At 58.3% G+C, this 24,384-nt stretch carries 24 protein-coding genes and 2 pseudogenes; 8 read left to right on the top strand and 18 right to left on the bottom strand.

Annotated features, from left to right (window positions below; all coding sequences use genetic code 11):
• Nucleotides 1-116: 116 nt before the first annotated feature.
• Nucleotides 117-1,850 (bottom strand): phosphoethanolamine transferase CptA, encoded by a 1,734-nt coding sequence (locus AAEZ09_RS24035; protein ID WP_350601058.1) that lies wholly within the window; start codon nt 1,848-1,850, stop codon nt 117-119.
• A gap of 236 nt (nt 1,851-2,086) precedes the next feature.
• Nucleotides 2,087-2,260, bottom strand: coding sequence for a DUF6026 family protein (locus AAEZ09_RS24030; protein WP_205893896.1), 174 nt, complete (start codon nt 2,258-2,260; stop codon nt 2,087-2,089).
• Nucleotides 2,261-2,531: 271 nt separating this feature from the next.
• On the opposite strand from AAEZ09_RS24030, the gene gnd reads away from it, so the two are divergent.
• Genes gnd through AAEZ09_RS24015 form a run of 3 tightly spaced genes read left to right on the top strand, consistent with a single transcriptional unit; the run spans nt 2,532 to nt 5,868 of the window.
• Nucleotides 2,532-3,512 (top strand): phosphogluconate dehydrogenase (NAD(+)-dependent, decarboxylating), encoded by a 981-nt coding sequence (gene gnd, locus AAEZ09_RS24025; RefSeq protein WP_350601056.1) that lies wholly within the window; start codon nt 2,532-2,534, stop codon nt 3,510-3,512.
• Nucleotides 3,509-5,032, top strand: coding sequence for a glucose-6-phosphate dehydrogenase (gene zwf, locus AAEZ09_RS24020; RefSeq protein WP_045061118.1), 1,524 nt, complete (start codon nt 3,509-3,511; stop codon nt 5,030-5,032). Before gnd ends, zwf begins: the two co-directional genes overlap by 4 nt.
• Nucleotides 5,029-5,868, top strand: a complete 840-nt coding sequence (locus tag AAEZ09_RS24015; protein WP_350601055.1) for an HAD family hydrolase — start codon at nt 5,029-5,031, stop codon at nt 5,866-5,868. Before zwf ends, AAEZ09_RS24015 begins: the two co-directional genes overlap by 4 nt.
• Nucleotides 5,869-5,984: 116 nt before the next feature.
• On the opposite strand, the gene nhaB is transcribed toward AAEZ09_RS24015, so the two are convergent.
• The 3 genes from nhaB to AAEZ09_RS24000 form a co-directional block, all read right to left on the bottom strand.
• Nucleotides 5,985-7,487: a sodium/proton antiporter NhaB gene (gene nhaB, locus AAEZ09_RS24010; RefSeq protein WP_205893898.1), complete on the bottom strand. Its 1,503-nt coding sequence runs from the start codon at nt 7,485-7,487 to the stop codon at nt 5,985-5,987.
• Nucleotides 7,488-7,570: 83 nt separating this feature from the next.
• Entirely contained in the window at nt 7,571-8,860 is a 1,290-nt protein-coding gene (locus AAEZ09_RS24005) for an NHL repeat-containing protein (RefSeq protein ID WP_350601053.1), read from the bottom strand.
• Between the two features lie 245 nt (nt 8,861-9,105).
• Nucleotides 9,106-9,372: a hypothetical protein gene (locus AAEZ09_RS24000; RefSeq protein ID WP_045061122.1), complete on the bottom strand. Its 267-nt coding sequence runs from the start codon at nt 9,370-9,372 to the stop codon at nt 9,106-9,108.
• 344 nt (nt 9,373-9,716) lie between these two features.
• Here AAEZ09_RS24000 and AAEZ09_RS23995 point away from each other — a divergent pair, with 344 nt between their 5' ends.
• Entirely contained in the window at nt 9,717-11,042 is a 1,326-nt protein-coding gene (locus tag AAEZ09_RS23995; RefSeq protein WP_045061123.1) for a sigma-54 dependent transcriptional regulator, read from the top strand.
• Between the two features lie 116 nt (nt 11,043-11,158).
• On the opposite strand, the gene fapF is transcribed toward AAEZ09_RS23995, so the two are convergent.
• The 10 genes and pseudogenes from fapF to AAEZ09_RS29570 form a co-directional block, all read right to left on the bottom strand.
• Nucleotides 11,159-12,439, bottom strand: coding sequence for a fibril amyloid transporter FapF (gene fapF, locus AAEZ09_RS23990; protein WP_350601051.1), 1,281 nt, complete (start codon nt 12,437-12,439; stop codon nt 11,159-11,161).
• 46 nt (nt 12,440-12,485) lie between these two features.
• Nucleotides 12,486-13,283: a fibril amyloid subunit FapE gene (gene fapE / locus AAEZ09_RS23985; protein WP_350601050.1), complete on the bottom strand. Its 798-nt coding sequence runs from the start codon at nt 13,281-13,283 to the stop codon at nt 12,486-12,488.
• Nucleotides 13,284-13,316: 33 nt separating this feature from the next.
• The gene (gene fapD, locus AAEZ09_RS23980; RefSeq protein WP_045061126.1) at nt 13,317-14,000 is read right to left on the bottom strand and encodes a fibril amyloid maturation endopeptidase FapD; all 684 of its coding nucleotides are present in this window, start codon (nt 13,998-14,000) and stop codon (nt 13,317-13,319) included.
• A 62-nt stretch (nt 14,001-14,062) separates the two neighbouring features.
• Nucleotides 14,063-15,433, bottom strand: a complete 1,371-nt coding sequence (fapC, locus tag AAEZ09_RS23975) for an amyloid-like fimbrin subunit FapC (RefSeq protein ID WP_350601048.1) — start codon at nt 15,431-15,433, stop codon at nt 14,063-14,065.
• Between the two features lie 51 nt (nt 15,434-15,484).
• The gene (gene fapB, locus AAEZ09_RS23970) at nt 15,485-16,057 is read right to left on the bottom strand and encodes a fibril amyloid subunit FapB (RefSeq protein WP_045061128.1); all 573 of its coding nucleotides are present in this window, start codon (nt 16,055-16,057) and stop codon (nt 15,485-15,487) included.
• Between the two features lies 1 nt (nt 16,058).
• Complete coding sequence (gene fapA, locus AAEZ09_RS23965; protein ID WP_045061129.1) at nt 16,059-16,496, bottom strand: functional amyloid chaperone FapA; 438 nt, start codon at nt 16,494-16,496, stop codon at nt 16,059-16,061.
• Nucleotides 16,497-16,788: 292 nt separating this feature from the next.
• Entirely contained in the window at nt 16,789-17,331 is a 543-nt protein-coding gene (locus tag AAEZ09_RS23960) for an AAA family ATPase (protein ID WP_350601102.1), read from the bottom strand.
• Nucleotides 17,328-17,891, bottom strand: a complete 564-nt coding sequence (pnuC, locus tag AAEZ09_RS23955; RefSeq protein ID WP_350601047.1) for a nicotinamide riboside transporter PnuC — start codon at nt 17,889-17,891, stop codon at nt 17,328-17,330. Before pnuC ends, AAEZ09_RS23960 begins: the two co-directional genes overlap by 4 nt.
• A 211-nt stretch (nt 17,892-18,102) precedes the next feature.
• Complete coding sequence (locus AAEZ09_RS29575) at nt 18,103-18,837, bottom strand: methyl-accepting chemotaxis protein (protein ID WP_502947594.1); 735 nt, start codon at nt 18,835-18,837, stop codon at nt 18,103-18,105.
• Nucleotides 18,838-18,960: 123 nt separating this feature from the next.
• A pseudogene (locus tag AAEZ09_RS29570) lies at nt 18,961-19,647 on the bottom strand (cache domain-containing protein); the annotation flags it as partial.
• Nucleotides 19,648-20,027: 380 nt separating this feature from the next.
• Between AAEZ09_RS29570 and AAEZ09_RS23945 the strand changes: the two are divergent.
• Nucleotides 20,028-20,858, top strand: a complete 831-nt coding sequence (locus AAEZ09_RS23945; RefSeq protein WP_045061133.1) for an undecaprenyl-diphosphate phosphatase — start codon at nt 20,028-20,030, stop codon at nt 20,856-20,858.
• Complete coding sequence (locus AAEZ09_RS23940; protein WP_205893902.1) at nt 20,855-21,262, top strand: DUF1294 domain-containing protein; 408 nt, start codon at nt 20,855-20,857, stop codon at nt 21,260-21,262. Before AAEZ09_RS23945 ends, AAEZ09_RS23940 begins: the two co-directional genes overlap by 4 nt.
• Here the strand turns inward: AAEZ09_RS23940 and AAEZ09_RS23935 are convergent.
• The gene (locus AAEZ09_RS23935) at nt 21,259-21,618 is read right to left on the bottom strand and encodes an MmcQ/YjbR family DNA-binding protein (RefSeq protein WP_045061135.1); all 360 of its coding nucleotides are present in this window, start codon (nt 21,616-21,618) and stop codon (nt 21,259-21,261) included. The genes AAEZ09_RS23940 and AAEZ09_RS23935 overlap by 4 nt on opposite strands.
• A pseudogene (locus AAEZ09_RS23930) lies at nt 21,615-21,728 on the bottom strand (LysR family transcriptional regulator); the annotation flags it as partial. The pseudogene AAEZ09_RS23930 and the gene AAEZ09_RS23935, both read right to left, overlap by 4 nt.
• Nucleotides 21,729-21,947: 219 nt before the next feature.
• Here AAEZ09_RS23930 and AAEZ09_RS23925 point away from each other — a divergent pair.
• A complete protein-coding gene (locus tag AAEZ09_RS23925) occupies nt 21,948-22,898 on the top strand; it encodes a LysR substrate-binding domain-containing protein (RefSeq protein ID WP_045061172.1) in 951 nt (316 codons plus the stop codon).
• Here the strand turns inward: AAEZ09_RS23925 and AAEZ09_RS23920 are convergent.
• Nucleotides 22,888-23,802 carry an AraC family transcriptional regulator gene (locus tag AAEZ09_RS23920; protein WP_350601045.1) on the bottom strand — a complete coding sequence of 305 codons (915 nt, stop codon included), beginning with the start codon at nt 23,800-23,802 and terminating at the stop codon, nt 22,888-22,890. The two genes, AAEZ09_RS23925 and AAEZ09_RS23920, sit on opposite strands and share 11 nt — an antisense overlap.
• A gap of 108 nt (nt 23,803-23,910) precedes the next feature.
• On the opposite strand from AAEZ09_RS23920, the gene AAEZ09_RS23915 reads away from it, so the two are divergent.
• Complete coding sequence (locus AAEZ09_RS23915) at nt 23,911-24,252, top strand: carboxymuconolactone decarboxylase family protein (protein ID WP_350601044.1); 342 nt, start codon at nt 23,911-23,913, stop codon at nt 24,250-24,252.
• Nucleotides 24,253-24,384 lie beyond the last annotated feature (132 nt).

Raw genomic sequence — 24,384 nt, 5'->3', positions numbered from 1 at the left:
GCAGCCGACTCCTTGTCGTTGAGGGAAAAATTCCGTTTGCTCAAAGACGAAGGAGGGCGGCGAATATTTAGTGGTAAACAATAATTATAGTGTTTGCTGTGGGGTGCCTGGCAGCCTTAATGCTGCACGACTTCCACGGGTTTGGGTTTCATCAGGCTGAAGTCGATCAACGGCCGCTGCTGTTTTTCGTAGGGATTGCCGATCAGCAATGGGCGCGGCTTGAAGCTGTCGCTGACCAGGCTCTTGCTGCGATCGAGCTCATCGAAATTCAGCCCCGCCATGTCCGCCCAGGTGTGGATCAGGTGCGAGCTGCTGTAGGGGCGGCTCAGATCGCCAGCGAAGTTCCAGTCATGTGATTCACGCCATTTCGGCGAGGCCCAGGCCATGAAAGGAATGGTGTACATCGGCGCGGTTGGCTTGTTTTCGTTGCGGCCCAAGGTGCTATGGCCCGGCGAGTCGAAGACGTCTTCTCCATGGTCGGACAGGTACATCAGGAAGCCATTGGGGTCCGTTTTCGCGTAATCCTTGATCAGGCTCGAGACCACGAAGTCGTTATACAGGACCGCATTGTCGTAGCTGTTGTAGGTCGGCAATTGATCGTCACGTACGCCAGCCGGTACACCCTGGCGATCCTTGAACTTGTCGAAGGTCGAGGGGTAACGGTACTGGTAACTCATGTGCGTGCCCAGCAGGTGCACCACGATCAGCTTGCGCGGTGCCGCGTCGGCCAGGGCCTTGTTGAACGGCGCGATGACATCGCCGTCGTACTGGGCGGCGTTCTGGTTACGGTTGTTGTTGAGGTACACCTGCTCGTCGGCTTGCTCGGAGAAGGTCGTCAACATGGTGTTGCGCTTGGTCATGGTCTGCTGGTTGGTGATCCAGAAGGTCTTGTAGCCGGCCTGTTTCATCATGCTGACCAGCGACGGAGTCGACAGATACAACGCCGGGTTATCTTCGTCGGCGAATGTCAGCACCTGCTGCAGCGCTTCAATGGTGTAGGGGCGCGGGGTGATGACGTTGTCAAAGACCGATAACTGGTCCTTGAGCTTGTCCAGCTCAGGGGTGGTATTGCGCGGGTAGCCATACAGGCTCATGCGCTGGCGGTTGGTCGATTCGCCGATCACCAGTACCAGGGTCGCAGGCTGATTGGCTGCGGAGTCGGTAAGGTTTTTCAGCGGAGCGATCTTGCTCGCGCTGTGCAGCATGTCCTGCATGCCGGCGAGGGTGTCGAGGTAGCGGTGGTAAGCCACGGCCATCTGCCATGGCACGGCAGGTTCGATGCGGGTTTCGAATTTCTCGAAGCCTTCTGCCAGGCTGCCGGTACGCAGGGTCTGCTTGACCAGCGGATAACCGATCACTGCCACCAGGATGGCCGTTGCTGCCAGGAAGGCCCGCCCGCGAGGCAGGTACACCGGACGCAAGCGGGTCCAGAGGAAGTAGGCAAACAGCGTGTGGGCAAGAAAGGCCGCGACCATCCACCAGGCGAAATACTGGGTCATGTACTCGCCAGCTTCAGAGATGTTCGATTCGAACATGATGAAGATGACGCTCTGGGAAAACTCCTGCTGATAGATGAAGAAGTAGCCCAGGCTGGCCATCGAGCAGGCCCACAGCACCACACCGATACAGGCGGCAAGCACACGGGTCTGTCGGGGAAAGAGCAGCATGGGCGCGAGCCAGATCGCACTCATGATGAAGGCTTGGCGGAAGCCGGTGAAACCCGAGGTGCCGGTCAGCTGGATCAGCAGTTGGGTGATGCCGGAAAAGTACCAGAAGAACACAAACAGCCAGGCAAGCCCGGCCCAGTCGAACCCTTTCGCAGTCGTGTTGCTGCGTTTGAACAAAGCCATTCAGCGCTCCAGCCTAGATAATCGTCGACCGCCGCCAGTGGACACTGGTGGACGAACGGGCGCGGCACGCCTACCGAGCGGCCACAATGGCGCAGGAGTATCAATGAACGGGTGTGAAAAGTTTGTGAGTTGCAGGAGCGAGCTTGCTCGCCATGGGCGTGAACGATGACGCTGGGTGCCTGATGGCCCGCGGCGGCCTCTCGTTTTTCGCGAGCGAGCTCGCTCCTGCAGGGCGGTCAGGCGCGGTGGGTTACTGGCAGGGCCTGTGGCTGGTGGCCTTGGTTGAGCTGGCGCAATTGCGCAAGCTGCTGCTTCAGCAGGTCGTTCTCTTCTCTGAGCCGGCCCAGTTCATCACGACGGATCGTGACGTAGAGAGTTTGTGCTGGTCGTGCTGCTTGTACTGTGCCCATTGCTCACCTCGCAAATGGTGTTTCAACTGTGAACCTGCCCCCGACGTCGGGCGCTGATTAACTATCGGCTGCAATTTTGATTTCTTTTGCCTGCGAAGGGAACTTTTTTATTTTTCGTGGTCGGTGTGTCTTCGCGACGATTCCCGACGTTATCAGTCTGGATCGGGCACAATGCACGGAAACTTCATGGCGACCTGTCTGACTAAGCTGAACAGGTCGCGTTGGGCTATAACCTTTGACACACATTATTTGCAGTAAGGAGCATCAGCACATGCAACTCGGGATTATTGGACTGGGCCGCATGGGCGGTAATATTGCGCGGCGCCTGATGCTCAACGGGCATTCCACCGTTGTCTACGACCGCAATACCGCTTTTGTCGACACCCTGGCCGCAGAAGGCGCCAAGGGCGTCATCGACCTGCCGGCCCTAGTGGCTGGCCTGGCCAAGCCACGTGCCGTCTGGGTCATGCTGCCGGCCGGCGCGCCGACCGAAGACACCATCGACACCCTGAGCACCTTGCTCGAAGCCGGTGACACCATCATCGACGGCGGCAACACCTTCTATAAGGACGACATTCGCCGGGCCAAGAGCTTGTCGGAAAAAGGTCTGCACTACATCGATGTGGGCACCTCCGGTGGCGTCTGGGGCCTTGAGCGGGGTTATTGCATGATGATCGGCGGCGAAGCCGAGGTGGTCAAACGCCTGGATCCGCTGTTCGAAAGCCTGGCCCCTGGCATCGGTGGCATCCCGCGCACCAAGGACCGCAAGTCCGATGACGACCGTGCCGAGCGCGGTTACATCCACGCCGGCCCTGCAGGCTCGGGTCATTTCGTGAAAATGATCCACAACGGCATCGAGTACGGAATGATGCAGGCCTTCGCCGAAGGCTTCGATATTCTCAAGACCAAGGCCAGCGAAAACCTGCCTGAAGACCAGCGTTTTGACCTCAACGTCGCCGACATCGCCGAAGTCTGGCGTCGTGGCAGCGTGGTCTCGTCCTGGTTGCTCGACCTGACCGCAGACGCCTTGGCCAGCGATCCGAAACTCGACGGTTACTCGGGTTCCGTAGCTGACAGCGGTGAAGGTCGCTGGACCATCGAGGCGGCCATGGAACAGTCGGTACCGGTTCCCGTGCTGTCGAACTCGCTGTTCTCTCGCTACCGTTCACGCGGGCAGGGCACCTTTGGCGACAAGATTCTCTCGGCCCAGCGGTTCGGCTTCGGCGGCCATGTGGAGACTTCGAAAAAATGACTGGCCTGATCCGCAATAAATCCAAGGCTGAACCAGCACCACCCACCACGCTGTTCCTGTTCGGTGCACATGGTGACCTGGTCAAGCGGCTGCTGATGCCGGCGCTGTACAACCTGAGTCGCGATGGATTGCTGGGGGATGGATTGCGGATCATCGGCGTTGACCACAACGCCATCAGTGACGAAGCCTTTGCGCAGAAGCTCGAGGATTTCATTCGGGCGCAAGCGATGAGCAAAGTCGGCAAGGGCGATGACGCCCTTGACCCGGCGTTGTGGGCCACACTCGCCAAAGGCATCAGCTACGTCCAGGGCGACTTCCTGGACGACAGCACCTATTCAGCCCTGGCGGCGAAAATCGCCGCCAGCGGCACCGGCAATGCGGTGTTCTACCTGGCCACCGCGCCACGTTTCTTCAGCGAAGTGGTGCGTCGACTGGGCGCGGCGAAGCTGCTCGAAGAAACCCCCGAAGCGTTTCGCCGCGTCGTGATCGAAAAGCCTTTTGGCTCCGACCTGCAAACCGCAGAGGCCTTGAACGCGTGCCTGCTCAAGGTGATGTCGGAAAATCAGATCTACCGGATCGATCACTACCTGGGCAAGGAAACCGTACAGAACATTCTGATCAGCCGGTTTTCCAACAGCCTGTTCGAAGCGTTCTGGAACAACCACTACATCGACCATGTGCAGATCACTGCCGCCGAGACCGTCGGCGTGGAAACCCGGGGCAGCTTTTACGAGCACACCGGCGCGTTGCGCGACATGGTGCCCAACCACCTGTTCCAGTTACTGGCGATGGTCGCCATGGAGCCGCCGGCCGCTTTTGGTGCCGACGCGGTACGCGGCGAGAAGGCCAAGGTCGTCGGCGCGATCCGCCCCTGGTCGGTGGAAGAGGCCCGCGCCAACTCGGTGCGAGGCCAGTACACCAGCGGCGAAGTCGACGGCAAGGCATTGCCTGGTTATCGCCAGGAAGGCAACGTTGCGCCCGACAGCACCACCGAAACCTACGTCGCGCTCAAGGTGATGATCGACAACTGGCGCTGGGTCGGGGTGCCGTTCTATTTGCGCACCGGCAAGCGCATGAGCGTGCGCGACACGGAAATCGTCATCTGCTTCAAGCCGGCCCCCTATGCGCAATTTCGCGATACCGAAGTGGATGAACTGCAGCCAACGTATCTGCGCATCCAGATCCAGCCCAACGAAGGCATGTGGTTTGACTTGCTGGCCAAACGTCCTGGCCCGGCGCTGAAGATGGCCAATATCGAGCTGGGTTTTGCCTACAAGGACTACTTTGAAATGCAGCCGTCCACCGGCTATGAGACCTTGATCTACGACTGCCTGACCGGCGACCAGACGCTGTTCCAGCGCGCGGACAACATCGAGAACGGCTGGCGCGCCGTGCAACCCTTCCTCGACGCCTGGCAGCAAGATGCCAGCGTTGAGGGCTATGCCGCCGGTGAAGACGGCCCGCAGGCGGGCGCAGATCTGCTGACTCGCGACGGTCGCGTCTGGCACAGCCTCGGATGAGTGAATTGACCCGAGCGCCGATCCGCTTTTTGCTCAGCGACATGGACGGTACCTTGTTGCTGCCCGACCACAGTCTCAGCCGGCGCACCATCGAGGCCGTTCGCTCACTGCGTGAGGCGGGGGTGCTGTTCAGCCTGGCCACCGGGCGTCCGCCCAAAGCCATGTTGCAGCAGATCGAAGCCCTGGGCGTTGACCTGCCAACGGCGGCATTCAACGGTGGCACCCTGGTTAATCCTGACGGGAGTATTCTGGTTGCCCATTATTTGCCAGCTACCGCAGCGTTGACGGCATTGGCGTTGTTTGCCGATCGCAGCGACGTTGAAGTCTGGGTGTTCAGCGGTGGTGACTGGCTGCTCAAGGATCCCGACGGGCCGATGGTGCCCAGGGAGCAGCATGGGCTGGGTTACCCGCCCGTCGTGGTCGACAGCTTCGAACCCTATCTGGAACGCATCGACAAGATCGTCGCGACCAGCAACAACACCGATCTGTTGATTGAGCTCGAAGCGCTGTTATTGCCCAAGGTGCAAGAGCAGGCGCAGGTCTCGCGTTCGCAACCGGTTTACCTGGACGTCACGGCCATGCAGGCCAACAAGGGCGCGGCACTGGCGACACTGGCCGAGTTTCTTGGCGTGCCCCTGGAGCACACGGCGGCGCTGGGCGATGGCGGCAACGACCCGGCGATGTTTCACCAGGCCGGTTTGTCGATCGCGATGGGGCAGGCGGAAGAGGCGGTGAAGCGCCAGGCGGACGTCGTCACTGGTGCCAACACCGAAGACGGCGCTGCGCAGGCGATTGAGCAGTACATCCTCAACCACCCACACCGCGCCGCACTGTAGGAGCAAAGCTTGCTCGCGATGACGCCCTGTCAGGCGCCATTGATGCCAGATTCACGGCCTCATCTCGAGTAAGCCTTACTCTCGCAGGGGTGGCGTGGCCGCACAGGTTTCTGTGGTTACAACCAATAGCTGACCGCATACCACCCGAGCACGCCCATCACAACGGTGTACGGCAATGCCATCCACACCATCCGCCCATACGACAGGCGAATCAGCGGCGCGATTGCCGAGGTCAGCAGAAACAGGAATGCCGCCTGGCCATTAGGCGTCGCCACGCTCGGCAGGTTGGTGCCGGTGTTGATCGCAATCGCCAGGGCCTCGAAGTGCTCACGGCTCATATGGCCGGACACAAACGCCTGCTTGACCTCGGTGATGTAAATGGTTGCGACAAACACGTTGTCGCTGATGGCCGACAACAGGCCGTTGGCAATGAACAACATGCCCGGTTGCTGCTCTGCGGGGAGGGCCAGCACCCACTGAATCAACGGCGTGAACAACTGCTGATCGTGGATCACCGCAACCACTGCAAAGAACACCACCAGCAGCGCGGTGAAGGGCATGGCGTCCTTGAAGGCATTACCAATGCGATGTTCGTCGGTAATGCCGGTGAATGCCGTGATCAGCACAATCACCATCAACCCGATCAACCCCACCTCGGCCACATGGAAGGCCAGGCAGCCTATCAGGATCAGCGCCGCCAGGCCCTGGACGACCAGTGCAGCACGCTGGCGAGAAGTGCGCTCGGCGTTATCTTCTGCGGCATAGTTGGCCAGTACGGCGCGCACGTTGTCCGGCAACAGCGTGCCGTAGCCGAACCAGCGCAGCTTTTCCAGCAACACGCAGGTCACCAGGCCCGCGACCAGCACCGGCAAGGAAACCGGGGCCACTTTGAGGAAGAACTCGGCGAAGTGCCAACCCATCTCGTGGCCAATCAGCAAGTTTTGCGGCTCGCCCACCAAGGTGCAAACACCGCCCAGTGCTGTACCGACGGCACCGTGCATCAACAGGCTGCGCAAGAAGGCGCGAAATTGCTCGAGGTCATCGTGATGCAGTTGCGGCAGATGACGGTCGTCTGAGAAAGCGCTGTCCAGGCGCGGGTCATGGCCCGAGGCCACGCGGTGGTACACCGAATAAAAGCCCACCGCTGCGCTGATGATCACGGCGGTCACGGTCAGGGCGTCTAGAAAGGCCGACAGAAACGCCGATAAAAAGCAGAACAGCAGCGCCAGCAATGCCTTGGACCGCACGCCGAGCAGCAGCCGGGAGAACAGGAACAGCAGCAAGTCTTTCATGAAGTAGATACCTGCCACCATGAACATCAGCAGCAGGATTACCGGAAAGTTGTGCACCAGTTCGTCATACAACGCCTGGGGTGTGGTCATCTTCAGCAGCAGCGCTTCAATCAGCAGCAGCCCCCCCGGCATCAGCGGATAGCATTTAAGCGCCATGGCCAGGGTAAAAATGAACTCCAGGACCAGCAACCAGCCCGCCACCACAGGGCCGACCGTCCACAACACCACAGCGTTGAGAATCAGAAAGCCGACGATGCTCGCCTTGTACCAGCGGGGAGAGTGCCCGAGAAAATTGTGCGCGAACGCCTGGGCCATTGAACCGGACATCGGCTGCTCCTTGTTTTAAGAAGCGCGCAACTTGCCGTAAGACCAGCGGAATATCAAGTGCAGGAAAAGTCTCCGCGCGCCATTCACCCCAGGTAGCGCGCCACAATCGCCCGGTAATTGCCGTCGAGCGAATAACCCCCAACGACAATCGCGCCATCTGTTTGTGCAGTCAGTGAAGTCGCTGTGTCCAGGCTGCGACTCAGCCGGGTGCGGACCCAGCCGAGGCCATCACCGAACTGGTGATCCAGTTGCCCATCCGGCAGATACCGGGCCAGTATGAAGTCAGCCTCACAGCCTCCAAGCGTCGCACCAGCGGCCAGGGTGCAGCCGTCGGGCAAGGCCAGGGCCGCTGTCCATTGACAGCCACTGCGGCCGATCTCCAGCAGTCGCGGCTGACCGCCATGGCAATGACTGTCGGGACGCCCGTTGTTGTGCAACCGCAGGGACAGGCAATGCATGGGGTCCCGGCTGCTGCCTACGCACAGCAGGTCCTCGTTGTACTGCTGGACGATATGGCTGACGTGAGTGCTGCGGCCGGCACCATCGAAACTCATGAAACCGTCGACTGCGAAGCTGGTGTCCAGTTGCCCGTTGGCGTGGTAACGGGCGAGCAATCCTTCGGCGGGAAAGTTGATCGACCCACCCACCAGGATTCGACCATCTGCTTGCAGCAAGAGACTGCTGAGCCAGGTGTTCATCAGCAAGTGCCGGACCATCACAAATCCGCGGCCATTGAACGAGCTGTCCAGTGAGCCGTCACGGTTCAGGCAGATGAGCAGGCCGACATGATCGGCCAGTTCGAAATGATGATTGGCCAATAGCAGGATCCTGCCGTCCTCCTGCACCCGTAGATCGCAGGCTTCGGCACCCGGAACGCCCGGTGGAAGCCAGGCATCACGCACACCCACGGAAAGATTGCCGGGCAAGCGCACCACGCAGCGGCCATTCTCGCCGAAGCCCTGGACCGGTTGGCCACAGTGGTCAAACAACGCCAGGGCCGGGAGCGTGCGATGGCCGTTGAGATAGTGCAGCCCGGCCAGCAGGATGTTGCCGTTGGGCAGCACCGCGAGTTTGCCGGCCATGGCCTCGAAACCATTCTCGAACTGGCCGATGACGCTGCCTTGATCACCGAAAGACAGGTCCGCAGACCCATCGGCCAGGAGGCGTGCCAGGCCAAAGCGACTGCCCTCGGCCATTCCGACTTTGGCCGCGACGAGGATGCGCCCGCAGGCATCAATGGCGACGTCATGGGTCATGCTGCAGAGGCTGCCGGCGAAATACACCTGGGTGGTTCCGCGGGCGGCAAATGAGGGGTCGAGGCGACCGGCTTGGCTGAGTGTTGCGGGGGAGGCAAAGGCAACCTGGCTTGACATGCACGCATCTCCTTGCGAGTCGTCGTCCAGAAGTTGGCCTGGCGACCTATAAGGAAGATATTCAAACCCTGAATGGCCAACCGTACAACTGGGAGAAATAACAGGCGGAGGGTCGCAGTGTGCCAGAAGAGTGTCTTTTTGAACCAGTGGCAAGCCTGCCAAGTAATTAGTACCTTCGCAGTACTGAACAGCGGACTGAAAGACTCGGAAGGGCGCGGATTACTGCCAGGTAATCCGCGCTGCTATCAGTGTGGCATCGACCATGATTCAAGGTTGTAACCGTCACGGCTGAGTTCTTCGCGGGCCTGTTTAAGCACACGCTCAAGTTGTGCCGGATCGGTATAGGCACTGCTTGGAATCTGTTTGCGACCAATGCTGCATTTGGTGCGGTCGATCACTGTCAGGCTGAGTTCACCGTTGCCATCTTGTAGAGACCAGGCCACACACTGGAAAGGCTGGAATGCGCGGTCTGCAATCAAAAGAGCTTCGTTGATACGGAGCGGGGCGTTCATTGGGGTTCTCTCTCTATATGCCCAATCAAGTGATCGGCCGACGGTCGGGCTTCCCGTGCGGCTGGTACTTGTACTGATGTCCTCAACCCGGCCTCGGGTCACACTGGAATCGAAGAAATTTCACCTTTCTTGCAAGAACTCGCTGTTCGGTGCTGTTTTGAAAGCTGAATGAAAGGTTGAAGTTCATTAGGTAACTAACCAAGTAGTCTCTTATAACTGTTTAGGCGAGCGCCTTATAGTCAATCGGTACAAGCAACTGTCAATTTCTTGCTAATGTTACAGCCAGGTCCGCCAAATGACTGTTTTTACTAATATTTAATCGAATTTGGCGCCAAGGAACAGTCATGAACGAAGCGCCTGCCCAACGACGTCTATTAGTGGTTGATCCTTGCGACGATTGCCATCGTTTACTGCCAGGATTGCGAGCTGTGGGCTGGGATGTCGAAAGCTGCACACTGGAAAATGCCGCCGACAAGACCTGTGATGTCGGCCTGTTGCGATTACAACCCTTTCATCTGGAACGCCCCGAGGCGGTCAAGGAACTGATTAGCCGCAGTGGCACCGAATGGATCGCCGTGCTTAACCAGGAAGTCCTGCGGCTGCAGAATGTCGGCGACTTTGTCTGCGAATGGTTTTTCGACTTCCACACCCTGCCGTTTGATGTTTCAAGAGTTCAGGTAACCCTGGGGCGCGCGTTCGGAATGGCGCGTTTGCGCGGTAAAGGCACCGTGCACATTGACCAGCCAGAACATGAGCTGCTCGGCGACAGCAAGCCGATCCGCGAGCTTCGCCGGCTGTTGAGCAAGCTGGCACCTACCGAGTCCCCGGTACTCATCCGCGGTGAAAGCGGCACGGGCAAAGAGCTGGTGGCCCGCACCCTGCACCGGCAATCCCAGCGGCACAACAAACCCTTCGTGGCCATCAACTGCGGCGCGATTCCCGAACACTTGATCCAGTCCGAGCTGTTTGGCCACGAGAAGGGTGCCTTCACCGGCGCCCACCAACGCAAAGTCGGCCGGATCGAAGCGGCGAACGGCGGCACACTGTTCCTCGATGAGATTGGTGACCTGCCGCTGGAGCTGCAAGCCAATCTGCTGCGCTTCCTGCAGGAAAAACATATCGAACATGTTGGCGGCAGCCAGCCGATACCGGTAGATGTGCGAGTTCTGGCGGCGACCCACGTCGACCTGGAAGCGGCGATCGAGAAGAAACGCTTCCGTGAGGATTTGTACTACCGCCTCAACGTGCTGCAAGTCGTCACCGCGCCATTGCGTGAACGGCATGGCGACTTGTCCATGCTGGCCAATCATTTCTCCCACTTCTACAGCCATGAAACCGGCCGCAGGCCACGCAGCTTCAGCGATGACGCGCTGATCGCGATGGGCAAGCATGATTGGCCGGGCAATGTGCGCGAATTGGCCAACCGGGTTCGTCGCGGCCTGGTGCTGGCCGAAGGTCGGCAGATCGAAGCCCGCGACCTGGGGCTGATCAGCCACCATACCGTGGTTGCGCCAATGGGCACGCTGGAGGATTACAAAACCCGGGCTGAGCGCCAGGCGTTGTGCGATGTGCTCAACCGTCACAGTGACAATCTGAGCATTGCAGCGAAGGTGCTGGGTATCTCGAGGCCGACATTTTATCGGTTGTTGCACAAGCATCAGATTCGTTAGATCCAGGAATGCAAAAGATCGCAGCCTCGTTGCACTCGGCAGCTCCTACATTGAATTGAAAATCTCTGTAGGAACTGTCGAATGCAACGAGACTGCGATCTTTTGTCTTATGTACCTCAGAAGTAGTAAGGGAATTTCAGGCTGAATGAAAAGTCCGGCGAATCGTCAGTCAGGCCAATAGCCAGGTTGGGCACGATCGTCAGCTTGTCGGTGGCCGCCAGGGTCATGCCGATGTTGAAGTTGGCCGCGTTGTAATCACTGTTGCTAATGGACTGCCAATCACCGCCATCGGGCTTGATCTTGCTTTTGCGAGCGAACTGGTCGGTGAACGAGAACGACATACTCATCTTCTCGTTCAAGGCGAACGCAATACCCGCGCCCACCTGCCAGGAGTCCCCCAGCTTCACATCGCCGCTGACCTTGGAGCCAACCTGAGGACTGATGTCGCTGAAAGAGTCCTGCATGTTGTAGGTGTACGCCAGGCTGCCGAACAGTACGGCCGGGTCAAACGTCTTGACCAGCGAGATACCCGGGGTGATCGCCCACACACCGTTACCGGTTGGCAGGTCCTCGGGTACCGAGAGGTTATCGTTGGTGGGGTCGCTGACCAGTTTGATGCCGTAGGGGTCCTTGCCGGTGGGTGCCTTGACCCGCAGCGTGACAACCGCGTCGGGGAGGTTGACCGACTCGTCCAGGAATTTGTAAGCCACGCCAACGTTTACATCGCCAATGGTCGGGTCGCGGGTGACGGTTGCATCCGACGTCACCGGGCCTGCACCACCAGCGCCGCCGGAGGAGTAAGTCGACTCTCGATAAACCACGGGAACGTTAATATCGAACTGCCAGCGTTGCGCCAGGTTGTAGCGAGCCGTCAAGTCCAGTGTCCAGTTATCCGCCTTGATACGGTCCAGGTTGATGTTGCCGAGAAAGATCGAGTCCAGCGCCAGGAAGCCATTGAGCGTCAATGCGCGAGTGTCGTAGTGGGTGTAGGTCAGGCCGGTTTCGACGCTGAACTTTCCGCCACCGAAGAAGCCACTGGCTTCGTCATACAGGTTGGAAACGCTGGGCGCTGGTTCCGCGTCTTCCTTGAGCGACTGGCCATAGGAACTGCCGGCGGTTCCCGGAGCGCCTGCAGCCACTGCCTGACCATTCCTGGTCGGGTCGGCCGGGGATTTGGTCAGGCGTCTGGGCGGCGGCGCCGTCGGGGTTTCTTCGACTTGGCGAACCCGTTGCTCGAGTACCATCAACGCGTTCTGTTGAGCTTGGTAACGCTGCTTCAACTCCATGAGTTCTTGTTTTAGTGCTTCAACCTGGGGGTCTGTCGCTGCATACAGCAGTGTGACCGGAGCCAGGCTACTCAAACAGACGATTGCTCTGAGCGTTAACGATCGGTGCATGGGTTAGCCGTCCCTTCTGACTACTTCTGATGAGACTGAGCGTAGATCAGAATCCGGCAGTGCGAAGACCTTTAAGCTGGTCCAGATTACCGGTCAATGACCCGCCTGTAGTCGCACTGTCACGCAGCACCACATTGAACGATGTGAGGTTGCGCACCTGGTTGCTACTTCCCAGCAAAGTCGTGTTCTGCGTCAGCCCACCCTGGGCCAGGCGTTGGATCGTACTGCCTTGATTGTTGTTGGCCACGATGTTGAGTTGCACACCTGTGCCGGATGAGGAAACGCTCAGGGAACCCGCGCCATTACTGCCCACCAGCGTGGTGCCTGCGGCCAGTGCCTGGCCCTGGGGTTGCATGACTGGCGCCTCGTTCGCCTTGGTAACGTTGATGTCGACATTGTTGTAGGCGGTGTTGTTGTCACCGGCCGCACGCACGACTTGAGTGACACCTTCGGTGGTGTTGAGGCCGCTGCCGCCGGTTACGGTGCCGGTGCCTGAACCCGTTGCCGCAACGGTTTGCTCGCCTGTGCCCGCAGCAGAGTTGGTGGTGCCTTGCGAATTGCTGGCACCCGGGGTTTTTTCATCGATCATCGACACATAGAACTGTGGCTTGATCGTTGATTTCTGGATCTGCATCGAGGAGGTGACCCCGATCAATTCTCCTTTGGCATTTTCCCAGGTGCTGGTCATGGCAACCCCGAAGCTGATGATCCTTCCGGGCATGACATAGCGGCCTCGCAGGCTCGCCAGCTCCTGATCCTTCAGTTCAATGGGTTTGAACGTCTGTGCCTGGGTTGGCAGGCTGGCAGCCAGGCAAACGACGGCCAGCCAGGTTGGAGTGTTCATTGGATGCTCCCGGAGCTTCATGCTCCCTTGTTATTAGAAGAAGTCGCTTTTTATGAACCCGAAATCCATCAGGTCTGCGTCTCGCACCGGGCTGAATGCATTGATACGGTTTTTGGCAGTGAGTGGTACGGGAGGGTCGAGCAAGGCGTTGTTTTTGTCGTAGCCCTGACCGATAACGGCAAAGATGATGCCGTTCCAGCCTTTGACAAAGTCTTCGACCTTGAATCGTTTATGACCCAGTACCGGATCTCCGATGTATACCCAGCCGTCGTGAACTCTTTGCATGACTACAAAGTGTTTGTAGCCACGAATGTCCAGCAGAACCACTACCGGGATTTTCACTTCGCTTAACGTCTCCGGTGCTACACGGTAGCCACGGGCGCGCATGCCGATACTTTCTACGTAACGCTTCATGTCCAGCATGGAAAAGCCCTGGACCCGGACCAGATCCTGGTCGGATTGGGCGAGCATGCCTTCGATGATCTGTTCTTCGTTCACGTCCAGCCAGTAGGCCTGGCGCAAGACGGTCGCCAGCGCAGCTGCGCCGCAACTGAAGTCGGTTTTCTGTTGTACCAGGTCGGCAAACTTGCGCTCGCGAATGCTCTGGATCGGCTTGTACACCACCGCTCCGCCGGGCAGGATCACGGACAGCGGCATTTGTGCCGCCTCGGTCATACCGGCCATGCCAAGCAAAAATGCCAAGGCGATGATGCGCATGGTTGGACGCCTTCTGGGTGCGCTGAAAAAGGCCCCCGTAAGGGGGCCTCCACAGACAACGATTAGAACGACTGGTTGGAAATCGCCAGCGAGTTGCTTTGTTGGTTGCCCACACCCGCAGCCACGTTGACGCCCAGGTTGCCGCTGCCGCCGTTGACCGAACCACTGAGGGTTGCGGTGTTGGTTACAGGGTTGGCCCAGCCAGTTGGAGTCAGCACTTGATAGGAGTAGGTAGTACTCAAGTCAAATGCACTGCTTTCAGCATAGCCTTTGGATTTGTCATACGCAGATTCGGACGATTTGCTGCCCGATTTTTCGTATGCAGAGGCCTGGGCTTTTTCGTAGGCCTTGTCATACGATTTTTCGAACGAAGAGTCGTGCGATTTGGTGTACGACTTGTCTACGCTGACGTCCAGCGATGCGTCGAGCGAAGCGTTAAGCGATGAACTGTTAGACTCGCTGCCACTTTGCTCATGACGACCATAGTCACGGGTATATTCCCTGGCCGTTTCAGCAGCGGCGTCCAGAGTGGCGCTTAGTGTGGCAGTCAGAGAAGCATTCGAAGAACCGCTCGAATCGCTGCTGTGAGAGCCACTGGCATTCCAGCTGCTTGAGCCGCTGGCTGCAGAAGCCTGGGCGCCGGCCAGTTCAAAGCTCGAAGAAGCGCTCTGACTGCCACTGGCAACGGACGCATAGCCTTGAGAAGCACTGCCGCTGGCCGAATTGGTGACGGTGATGGTATCCAGGCGATAAGTCCGATCAGCGTTGTTGTTCACTGTCAGGCCAGGACCGTTTTGAGTGGCGGAAGCAGTCGCGGTAGCGTTGCCCAGTGGAGCGTTTGCATTAGCAATGGCCATGGTGTTTTTCTGCTGGTTAAGGTCGCCACCAGCAATGTTGATACCCATGTTACCGCTGCCGCCATTACCCGAACCGGTCATCACGGCCGAAGAGGTGCTGCCGAAGTTGTTGACCGTGTTGTTGTTGCTGAACTGGTTGACGGTGGAGCTCGCGGAAGCAGTGCCGAACACGAAGCTGTTATCCAGACTGGAGTCCGATGCAGCGTTGGCGATTGCGGCCGCGTTGTCTTGCTGGTTGCCGTTACCAGCAGCCACGTTGACGCCGACGTTGCCGCTGGTGCCGGTAGCGGAGCTGGTCATTTCAGCTTCGTTCACGGTCCCTTCATTGCGGATGCTGTTGCCGGTGCTGCGTTGGTTGTCGATGGCATTGGCAGTAGCAAAGACAGGGATCATGGTTGGAGGAGGAGTTCTTGGGCCTCCGTTGCCGTTACCATTGTTGCCATTATGGCCATTGTTATGACCATTGTTATGGCCATTGTCGTGGCCGTTGTTATCGTATTGCCCAGCTTGTACAGCAACAGCCATGACCGCAGCAATTGCGAAAACCAGAGGCTTTATTGCCATCGAAGGTTTCATGGTGATTCTCCGTACTTATTTTAGGTTAAGTGTTGTTATTACCTGTTTGGGTCAATCCGCGACCCGTATGCTCAGGGTGTTTCCCATTCGATTTCCCACCCCGGCACTCTGATTCAACTGAATTACCCCGCGGCTACCGGTGAAGGCCTGGTCACTGGTAGTGACCTGGCGATAGCCTGGTGCAGAGTCAGTTGGATCGGAGTTGTTGAGCAGCGCCACGTTCTGTTGCATGAGGACGCTGTCGTCGATACTTTGCGGCTGGTCACTGACGCTGATGCGCAGTGCGTTCGCCTGTTGGTTGCTGGCACCGGAGCTCTGGTTGACACCCACTGCGCCGTTGCCGCGACTGAAAGAGTTGCCCTGGATGCTGGAACTGGCATCCATTGCCGGGTCGCCACTGCTACCCAGCCGTTGGCGAATTTGCGTGGTCGCAGTGGCTCCATGGCCAATGGCGATGGCCCGGGCGTTGACCTGTTGCTGTTGATCACCGGCCGCCTGGTTGACCGTGAGGTTGCCCTGGTACTGCATGCCCGAATTATCGATCTCAGCGTTGTTGGTCACTGGAGATTGGGCAAAGGTCGATGCACTGCAAAACATGGCGATGACCAGCAGTGTGCGATTCATCCTAACGGCCTCCCGTTATGATGTTCAGAGTGCCCAGGCCTTTGGTCATACTCGAATTGACCATGTTGGCAATGCCACCGCCCGAGTTGCCCGAACGCCCGGCGGGCTGGTTCGACAGTTGGGTCTGGTTGGACGTGTTGGCACCCAGGTTGTTGGTGTTCTGGGTCACCATGCGCGAGATGCTTGCACCACTGGCAACGTTGGCGAAATCGCCGTCGCTCAACTCATTCGTCTGTTTGAGAATTTGTTGCGAGGGATTGGCGTTGACTGTGGTGGGATTCGGATCGGGGATCAGCGGAGGAACGACCGCGTTGCGTGTTTGCACATCACGTTTGATCGTAATGATGCCATTGTCGGCATGTGCAGGCAGGGAGGCGCTGATTGCGAGTGCGCATCCGATCACCAACAGGCCATAGATGCGTTTATCAAATTTCCCCACGGCGGCAATTCCTTCTGTTAGTGAACGCTGGCCCTTATCAGCGTTGCGAGGGAGAGAGCAGAAGGCGTGCCGCTTTTAGATTTTCTTTAAAAAACAGCTAGTTGGATGAAAATTCAGAACTGAATAGTCGAAGGGTGTAACGCCACTGAGACAAAGTTGGGGGATATTCCCCGCCATTCAGGCAGCAGTGCTCGCTACCGGCGGTATTGGCAGGTTGTTTCAGTGACTTAACAGTTTTGCCTGCAGAACGCTGAGCCGCTTTAGCTCATGGGTTTACGCAGCACAATGTGTTTCAGGAATGGACACTTTCAGCAGAGAAGAGCAAGCGGGCCACGGCCTCGAACGCTGCATCCCTGCGCTGCTGCCAGTCTCCTTGCAGGACCTGGAAAGGCTGGTGGTGCAGCTCCAGCCACTGATGGGTGGCCTGGAAGAATGCCTGGCGTTGCGCCAGTTGCGGTTGGCAACGCTGCCCGTCATCGTGCCAGGCCACGACTTCGGGGCTGAGCAGCACATGCAGGTCATAGTGGCGTGCCAGCAAGGCCTGCTCGATCCAGGCCGGACACGCGCCGAACAATGTGTTGCTCCACAGGATGTTGCTCAAGAGGTGGGTGTCGAGAATCAACAGTGACGGTTGCTTTGCTCGAGCCTCGTCCTCCCAGGCCAGTTGGCCGTGGGCTATGGTCTCGATGTCTTGGTAGCAGGTGTCGCGCGCTTCACTGTCGATAAAATGCCGAACGTACTCGCCGACCAGCAGCCCACCAAAATGCGCCTGGATCTCGTGGGAAAGCCAGCTTTTGCCGCTGGATTCCGGACCTGTGAGCACCAGCACCTTCATGTTCGCAAGGCCAGGTCTGTGCGCCATTCACGCCAGCCCTGGATCGCGATCAGGGTAAACAGCGCGTAAAGTCCGGCCGTCAGGTACATGCCTTTATAGACGAACAGCCCGACGAAAATCACGTCCAGAAAGATCCACAGCGGCCAGCATTGCACGCGTTTCTGTGCCATCCACACCTGGGCCACCAGGCTGAAACCGGTGAGCGCGGCATCCAGCCAGGGTTGCGCGGCGTCGGTCCAGTGCGCCATGGCCGCGCCGAGAGCGAGGCTGCCAATGGCGCCCAGGGACAGACTCAAGGTAATCGGCGCCACCGCCAGCTGGCTGACCTGCCGCCCCAGCCGTTCATCACCTCCACGCGTCCATTGCCACCAGCCGTACAATTGCAACGCCGCGTAGATCACCTGAAGCAGCATGTCCGAGTAGAGCTTCACCTCGAAAAATACCCAGCTATAAAGCAATACCATGACCAGGCCAATCGGCCAGCACCAGGGATTCTGTTTGACCGTCAACCAGACGGCGATCACACCGAGGGCGGCGGCAAACAGTTCTAACCCGGACATGGAGGTTCCTTGAGAGTGGGGAGGGGAGCGGATTGTACCGGATGGGTGCGGATGTAAAAACTTCGGCTCGACACTGACGTAGAAGATTGTCGAGCCAGCAAGACTCCTGTAGGAGCGAGCTTGCTCGCGATGGACCTGAGAGCGCCGCGTTTAATCAGCAAGCACGCGTTAACGTTAACGCCCATCGCGAGCAAGCTCGCTCCTACAATCGCTAAACGCGAAACTGCTTGAGCAACCCGTTCAACTGCTCACTCAGCCCCTTCAACCGCACACTGGCTACGCTCGATTGCTCGGCCGCCAACGCCGTACTGTGGGACAGGCCTGCCGCCTGGGTCACGTTCTGGTTAATGTCTTCCACCACATGCGCCTGCTGCAGGGTGGCGCTGGCAATGGAGGCGTTGAGGCCGTTGAGGTTGCGCAAAGCCTGGCCTATGGCACTCAAGCTCGCGCCGGCCAGCCCTGCCTGTTCGATGGTCAGTTGCGAAGCGCGGCTGCTGTCGCCGATGACCTTGACCGCCGCTTCCGAATGATTCTGCAAGCGCTCGATCATCGACTGGATCTCGGCCGTGGATTTCTGCGTGCGCTGAGCCAGCAGCCTGACTTCATCGGCCACTACCGCAAAACCGCGGCCCTGTTCGCCGGCCCTGGCGGCTTCAATGGCGGCATTGAGGGCCAGCAGATTGGTCTGCTCGGCAATCGAACGGATCACTTCGAGCACCGTGCCGATCTGCGTACTCTCGGCGGCCAGTGTGCGGATCACTTGCACCGCCTGTTCGATGGTGCCGGACAATTTGTCGATCTGCTGCAAACTGCCATCGATGTTGACCTGGCCCTGCTGCGCCTGCGACTCGGCATCGCGCATTTCACTGGCGGCATGCTCGGCATTCCTGGCCACGTCCTGCACCCCGTACGTGACCTCGTTGATCGCTGTCGCCACCAGTTCCATTTGTTGGGACTGCTGCTGGCTGCGTTGTTGAGCCTGGGCTGCGTCATTGCCCAAGGCGCTGGACGATTCACCGAGGTCGCTGGCCGAGACCTGCAATTGGCCGATCACCATGCGCAATTTGGCTGTGAACGCGTTGAAATGTTGGGCCAGTTGCGTCACTTCATCGCGGCCATGGGTATCGAGGCTGCGTGTCAGGTCGCTCTCGCCGCTGGCGATATTGGCCATGGCGTTCACTGTTTCCTGCAGGGGACGCACAATGCTGCGGGCAATGAGGATCACGAGCAAGGCCATGATCGCTGCAATCACCAGGCCCACCAATGAGGCTTTCCACACCTGGGCGTAGAACTCGTCTTGCATGTCATCTATGTAGACGCCCGAGCCGATTACCCAGCCCCACGGCTCGAACAGCTTGACGTAGGAGGTTTTCTCGACCGGCGCGCTGGCACCAGGCTTTGGCCAGCGATAGTTGACCATGCCGGCGCCCTTGCTCTTGGCCACCGCGACCATCTCGTTGAACAGGGCAAAGCCGTCCGGATCGCGGATCGCCGACAGGTTCTGGCCATCGAGTTTCGGATTGGCCGGGTGCATGACCATGACCGGTACCAGGTCGTTGATCCAGAAGTAATCGTCCTGGTCGTACCGCAGGCCACGAACCGCGGTCAGCGCCTGCTTCTGCGCCGCTTCGCGGGTCAGCACGCCGGTAGTCTCCAGGCCATGGTAATAGTTGAGGACACCGCTGGCGGTCTGCACCACGTGCCGGGTCTTCTGCGCCTTGGCCTGATACAGGTCTGTGTGGATCTGCTTGAGCATCAATCCGCCCAGCGTCATCAGCATCATGACGGCCACAATCAGGATGAGCCACAGGCGGCGACTGATCGACATGGTGCGCAAGCTGTTCATAAGGCGGTTACTCCGGTTTCTTGTTCTTGTCATATAGGATCGCCAGCATTTTCACCCCGGAGGGCAGGCACGGGTTTGCAGTCAAGCCCAATACTCGGCAGCGTAAAACGGACTTGTCTGATAGGATTTCGGCCCCGCGCGCGAAAACCTGAATCCGGCATGAGCTTTCCACGCCAAGTCGTGGTTTAACCAGAGGTTCCAGCACGCGGCGCTACAGCCAGACTGACCGCAGTAAATGCATTGAAAATATTAACGGGGCATGCCGGCGCGCATCGCTTCTTGGGGGATTGATGGATCTTTGGACCGCCTTTCAGGCATTGATACTAGGCGTTGTAGAAGGGCTGACGGAGTTTCTGCCCATTTCCAGTACCGGACACCAGATTATCGTCGCGGACCTGCTCCACTTCGGTGGTGAGCGGGCCATGGCGTTCAATATCATCATCCAGCTCGGAGCGATCCTGGCGGTGGTGTGGGAATTTCGCCGCAAGATTCTCGACGTGGTCATCGGCTTGCCGACCCAGCCCAGCGCTCGACGCTTTACCGTCAACCTGTTGATCGCGTTCATGCCGGCGGTGGTATTGGGGGTGATTTTCGCCGACCTGATCCATCATTACCTGTTCAACGCAGTCACCGTGGCGTCCGCCTTGGTCATCGGCGGCATCATCATGTTGTGGGCCGAGCGCCGCGAGCATGAAGTGCATGCCGAGACCGTGGACGAAATCACCTGGAAAGATGCCTTGAAAGTCGGCTTTGCCCAGTGCCTGGCGATGATTCCTGGCACTTCGCGCTCGGGCTCGACCATCATCGGTGGCCTGCTGTTCGGCCTGTCACGCAAGACGGCTACCGAATTTTCGTTCTTCCTGGCCATGCCGACCATGGTCGGTGCCGCAGTGTATTCGGGCTATAAATACCGTGATCTGTTCGTCCCGGCGGATTTCCCGGTATTTGCCGTCGGCTTCGTCACGGCGTTTATCTTCGCGATGATTGCGGTACGCGGGTTGCTCAAGTTCATCGCCAACCACAGCTATGCCGTGTTTGCCTGGTACCGCATCGCCTTCGGCCTGCTGATCCTGGCGACCTGGCAGTTCGGCTGGGTCGACTGGACCGCGGCCAAGCCATGATCGACCGCAGCGCGCGCCCCGCAAGGATTCAGAATCCACGACTCAAGTCGCTGGTGTTCGCCTTGGTGTGTGCGCTGCCGTTGGCCGGCTCGATGTTGATGTGGTTGCAGGGGATATCGTTGATTCCCCTGTCGGCCTACGGCATCGTCAGCGTGCTGGCGTTCTTCCTTTATTGGAGCGACAAGCGCAAGGCCCGTACCGAGCGCTGGCGTACCCCGGAGAATGTCCTGCACGCCGTGGAACTGGCCGGTGGCTGGCCTGGCGCTTTGGTGGCGCAGCAAGTGTTCCGGCACAAGACCCGCAAGGTTTCCTATCAGGTCCTGTTTTGGGCCATCGTGCTGTTGCACCAGGTGTTCTGGATCGACCAACTGTTCCTCGGCGCCCATCTATTCGCCCTGTTCTAGAGCAGCAGTCCCACCTGGGTCCGTTTGGGCAGCTTGCTCGCCACCAACTGGTGGGAACGCTGCAATAAACCCTGCAGCTCTTCAGCGCCCAGAGGGTAAGGCACCTCCAGGATGATCCATTGGGCCCGAGCCAGATAAGGCGCCGGATGGATGCCAGGGCGGTCGCAGTGCCCCAGGAACAGGTCTTTGTCGACCTTGAACGCCAGGGAGTTACCGCGAAGTCCCTGCAGCGCAAACATCTTGTTTCCCGCGATCGAAAAAACCCGCACGCCACCCCATTTGTAGTCTTCCCTGGCACCCGGCAATGCCAGGCAAAACTGCGCCACAGCGGCTTCGCTCATTCGTGCAGTGCTCATAACAGGCGCTCCCCGCGGGCGGTGAATGACTCAACCAGATGATCGATCCAGGTGCGTACCGCCTGCAGCCAGCCCCCAAGTAATGACCAGTCAGGCAACAACTGCACCAGCGGCAAAACTATAAATGCCGTAACTGATTGATCCAAATTAGAAATTTCGATTTTCATGCTGGCAATCGTCAAAAGCGTACGCTCCTTTTGACAAAGCGGCTATCACGCTAAGAAGGGCAAGAGGTCAGGGCTGGAAAGCCGCAAGGTACTCAGCAATGGGAACTCCCACCATCACCTGCGATAATGCGTTCTGAACCCAGCCACCGGGCGAATGACTCCGTGTACGACTTCAATGATTTGTATTTCTTCGTCCAGGTTGTCGACCACAACGGATTCACCAGCGCGAGTAAAAAACTCGACATCCCCAAATCGAAGCTAAGCCGGCGTATCGCATCTCTGGAGGAGCGGCTTGGTGTACGCCTGATCCAGCGGTCAACCAGAAAGTTTACGGTCACAGAGATCGGCCAAGACTACTACCGTCATTGTGTAGCGATGCTCGTAGAGGCTGACGCGGCGGAGCAAGTGGTCGAGCATTCACGCTCCGAACCTCAAGGAATCGTGCGTATCAGTTGTCCACCTGCGTTAGGCGCCATGGGTGTGAGCGACATTATTGCGGAATTCATGGTGCTGCACCCCAAAGTCCAGGTGCACATAGACAGCACAAATCGCAGGGTTGATGTGCTGGGTGAGGGGTATGACATCGCGCTGAGAGTGCGTTTCCCGCCATTGGAAGACGACAACCTTGTGATGCGAGTACTAGGCGATAGCCACCAAAAGCTGGTTGCGCGGCCTTCCTTGATAGAAGGGTTGAAGCTCGAAACCCCAAATGACTTGGCGAGCTTGCCTAGCATGGATCTAGGTCCACCAAACCGTGAGCACAGGTGGACCTTTTTAGGCACGAAAGAATATCGAATCGAGGTGGTTCACGCGCCCAGATTTGTCACCTCGGATCTTGATGCGTTACACCGCGCTGCAATACAAGGGGTAGGGGTCGTACAACTACCCGAAATCATGGTGCGGCACGCCATACATGATGGGCTATTGGTGGAGGTACTACCTGAGTTTGTGCTGCGTAGCGGGCTCATCCATGCGGTCTTCCCGTCCCGAAGAGGGCTGCTACCTTCAGTCCGCGGTCTGATTGATAAATTAGCTATGGATTTTGGCGCTAACGCCGAGGCGGACCGGGTCGCTTGTGAGAGAGCAGGAAAAGAACATCCGGCTACGCGGTAGTCATTCCGCGCCTCACTCTCCCAGGTGCTTCACCGTATATTTCCTTGAATTTTTTGCTGAAAGCCGCTTGGGATTGATACCCGACTTGGGCGGCAATGTCGCTCAGCCCCAAATGGGAATGGCTTAGCAGGTTGAACGCTAACTCCATGCGGACTTGGGTCAATAATACCCAAGGCGAAACTCCAGCCACCCGTACGAAGGCTCGCATAAACGTTGCGCGAGACATGCTGGCGGTTTCAGCGAGACCGTCAACGGTCCACTCGTGCGCAGGATCAGCCAGCATGGACTGCCAAGCGCGGCCCAGCCGTTTATCAGACAGCAATGCCAAGGTGCCGGTGTGCTGACCGTGGCTCGCAATGTGTGCACGCAGGATCAATGTGAACAGCGCTTGGGACAAAGCATCGAGCAAGTAATGTGCGCCCACCTGATCGCTATCTGCTTCACCTCGCAACATTTCGACAAGCGCCGGCAGGGGGGCACTTTTAGGGAGGGCAGCACTTGGAATCACAAGGTGTTCGGGGAGCGCCGCGAATAACATCGACGTTCGATTGTAGTGAAAGCCTCCGCAAAGCATGTCTAGATCAGCACTAACATCTCCAATCCGATAGAGCGGCAGGGGCGCATTGGAAATCAGCCTTGGTGTGCTGGACTCAGCCGTTTTTCCAATGCTACGCATGACGTGCGGTGCACCACGAGGCAGAAGCAAAATATCCCCTGCTCGCATGGGCAGGCGTTGCCCGTCCGGAAACTCAACCCGACACTCTCCCTCCAACACAATGTGATAGGGCGCTTTGCCTAATATTTCTTGCTCGTGATCCCGTGCCCAATCGCCCTGAAACTGACACCGCAAATCCAGGCTGCCTCGGACGTTAGCCAGGCTGATGAGCTTATCGATAGAATTCATTTGAGCGCTTCGCATAAAAAATTGAGCGGATCGGACAAACTGACATCTCTCAGGGAGGGAAAACTAAGCCTGTCGAAACACTACACCAACTTCCTCAGGAGTCATGCGATGTTCAACAACTGGTCCGAAATGCTACCTACCATCCAGAAGGCCTTCGGCGGGCTTGGAAAGAGCAACCCTAAAATGGTGAAGGCTTACCTCGCTCTTGGAGAGGCCTGCGCGGAGAACGATGTGCTGGATGCCAAAACCCGGGAGTTGATTTCGATCGCGGTAGCTGTCACCACCCGCTGTGATGGTTGCATCGCTGCCCACGCGGACGCGGCGATCAAAGCAGGAGCACGTCGTGAAGAAGTGGCGGCGGCATTAGCGACCGCAATCTCGCTCAACGCCGGCGCTGCTTACATCTATTCGTTGCGTACGCTGGAGGCGTATGACTCGCTGAAGAAATAGATCATTCGTACGCACGCGTGTGGCCTCGGTACTGCAAGGTATCGAGGCTTTTTTACACGTGCGCCAGGCATGGCGCGTTGCGCGCAAGCGCAACCAGCTTGGCTGTGGTGGCCTCGCTGGTGACTTGGAGGT

The sequence above is a fragment of the Pseudomonas sp. 65/3-MNA-CIBAN-0223 genome, assembly GCF_040310425.1.
In the GTDB taxonomy this organism is placed as follows: domain Bacteria; phylum Pseudomonadota; class Gammaproteobacteria; order Pseudomonadales; family Pseudomonadaceae; genus Aquipseudomonas; species Aquipseudomonas gregormendelii.
This window is presented reverse-complemented; position numbering and strand designations above follow the sequence as displayed.

What these genes read in the sequence shown, in the direction of transcription:
- AAEZ09_RS24035 (WP_350601058.1), bottom strand. Translation starts at nt 1,850, where the DNA reads ATGGCTTTGTTCAAACGCAGCAACACGACTGCGAAAGGGTTCGACTGG.
- AAEZ09_RS24030 (WP_205893896.1), bottom strand. Translation starts at nt 2,260, where the DNA reads ATGGGCACAGTACAAGCAGCACGACCAGCACAAACTCTCTACGTCACG.
- gnd (WP_350601056.1), top strand. Translation starts at nt 2,532, where the DNA reads ATGCAACTCGGGATTATTGGACTGGGCCGCATGGGCGGTAATATTGCG.
- zwf (WP_045061118.1), top strand. Translation starts at nt 3,509, where the DNA reads ATGACTGGCCTGATCCGCAATAAATCCAAGGCTGAACCAGCACCACCC.
- AAEZ09_RS24015 (WP_350601055.1), top strand. Translation starts at nt 5,029, where the DNA reads ATGAGTGAATTGACCCGAGCGCCGATCCGCTTTTTGCTCAGCGACATG.
- nhaB (WP_205893898.1), bottom strand. Translation starts at nt 7,487, where the DNA reads ATGTCCGGTTCAATGGCCCAGGCGTTCGCGCACAATTTTCTCGGGCAC.
- AAEZ09_RS24005 (WP_350601053.1), bottom strand. Translation starts at nt 8,860, where the DNA reads ATGTCAAGCCAGGTTGCCTTTGCCTCCCCCGCAACACTCAGCCAAGCC.
- AAEZ09_RS24000 (WP_045061122.1), bottom strand. Translation starts at nt 9,372, where the DNA reads ATGAACGCCCCGCTCCGTATCAACGAAGCTCTTTTGATTGCAGACCGC.
- AAEZ09_RS23995 (WP_045061123.1), top strand. Translation starts at nt 9,717, where the DNA reads ATGAACGAAGCGCCTGCCCAACGACGTCTATTAGTGGTTGATCCTTGC.
- fapF (WP_350601051.1), bottom strand. Translation starts at nt 12,439, where the DNA reads ATGCACCGATCGTTAACGCTCAGAGCAATCGTCTGTTTGAGTAGCCTG.
- fapE (WP_350601050.1), bottom strand. Translation starts at nt 13,283, where the DNA reads ATGAACACTCCAACCTGGCTGGCCGTCGTTTGCCTGGCTGCCAGCCTG.
- fapD (WP_045061126.1), bottom strand. Translation starts at nt 14,000, where the DNA reads ATGCGCATCATCGCCTTGGCATTTTTGCTTGGCATGGCCGGTATGACC.
- fapC (WP_350601048.1), bottom strand. Translation starts at nt 15,433, where the DNA reads ATGAAACCTTCGATGGCAATAAAGCCTCTGGTTTTCGCAATTGCTGCG.
- fapB (WP_045061128.1), bottom strand. Translation starts at nt 16,057, where the DNA reads ATGAATCGCACACTGCTGGTCATCGCCATGTTTTGCAGTGCATCGACC.
- AAEZ09_RS23960 (WP_350601102.1), bottom strand. Translation starts at nt 17,331, where the DNA reads ATGAAGGTGCTGGTGCTCACAGGTCCGGAATCCAGCGGCAAAAGCTGG.
- pnuC (WP_350601047.1), bottom strand. Translation starts at nt 17,891, where the DNA reads ATGTCCGGGTTAGAACTGTTTGCCGCCGCCCTCGGTGTGATCGCCGTC.
- AAEZ09_RS29575 (WP_502947594.1), bottom strand. Translation starts at nt 18,837, where the DNA reads ATGGAACTGGTGGCGACAGCGATCAACGAGGTCACGTACGGGGTGCAG.
- AAEZ09_RS23945 (WP_045061133.1), top strand. Translation starts at nt 20,028, where the DNA reads ATGGATCTTTGGACCGCCTTTCAGGCATTGATACTAGGCGTTGTAGAA.
- AAEZ09_RS23940 (WP_205893902.1), top strand. Translation starts at nt 20,855, where the DNA reads ATGATCGACCGCAGCGCGCGCCCCGCAAGGATTCAGAATCCACGACTC.
- AAEZ09_RS23935 (WP_045061135.1), bottom strand. Translation starts at nt 21,618, where the DNA reads ATGAGCACTGCACGAATGAGCGAAGCCGCTGTGGCGCAGTTTTGCCTG.
- AAEZ09_RS23920 (WP_350601045.1), bottom strand. Translation starts at nt 23,802, where the DNA reads ATGAATTCTATCGATAAGCTCATCAGCCTGGCTAACGTCCGAGGCAGC.
- AAEZ09_RS23915 (WP_350601044.1), top strand. Translation starts at nt 23,911, where the DNA reads ATGTTCAACAACTGGTCCGAAATGCTACCTACCATCCAGAAGGCCTTC.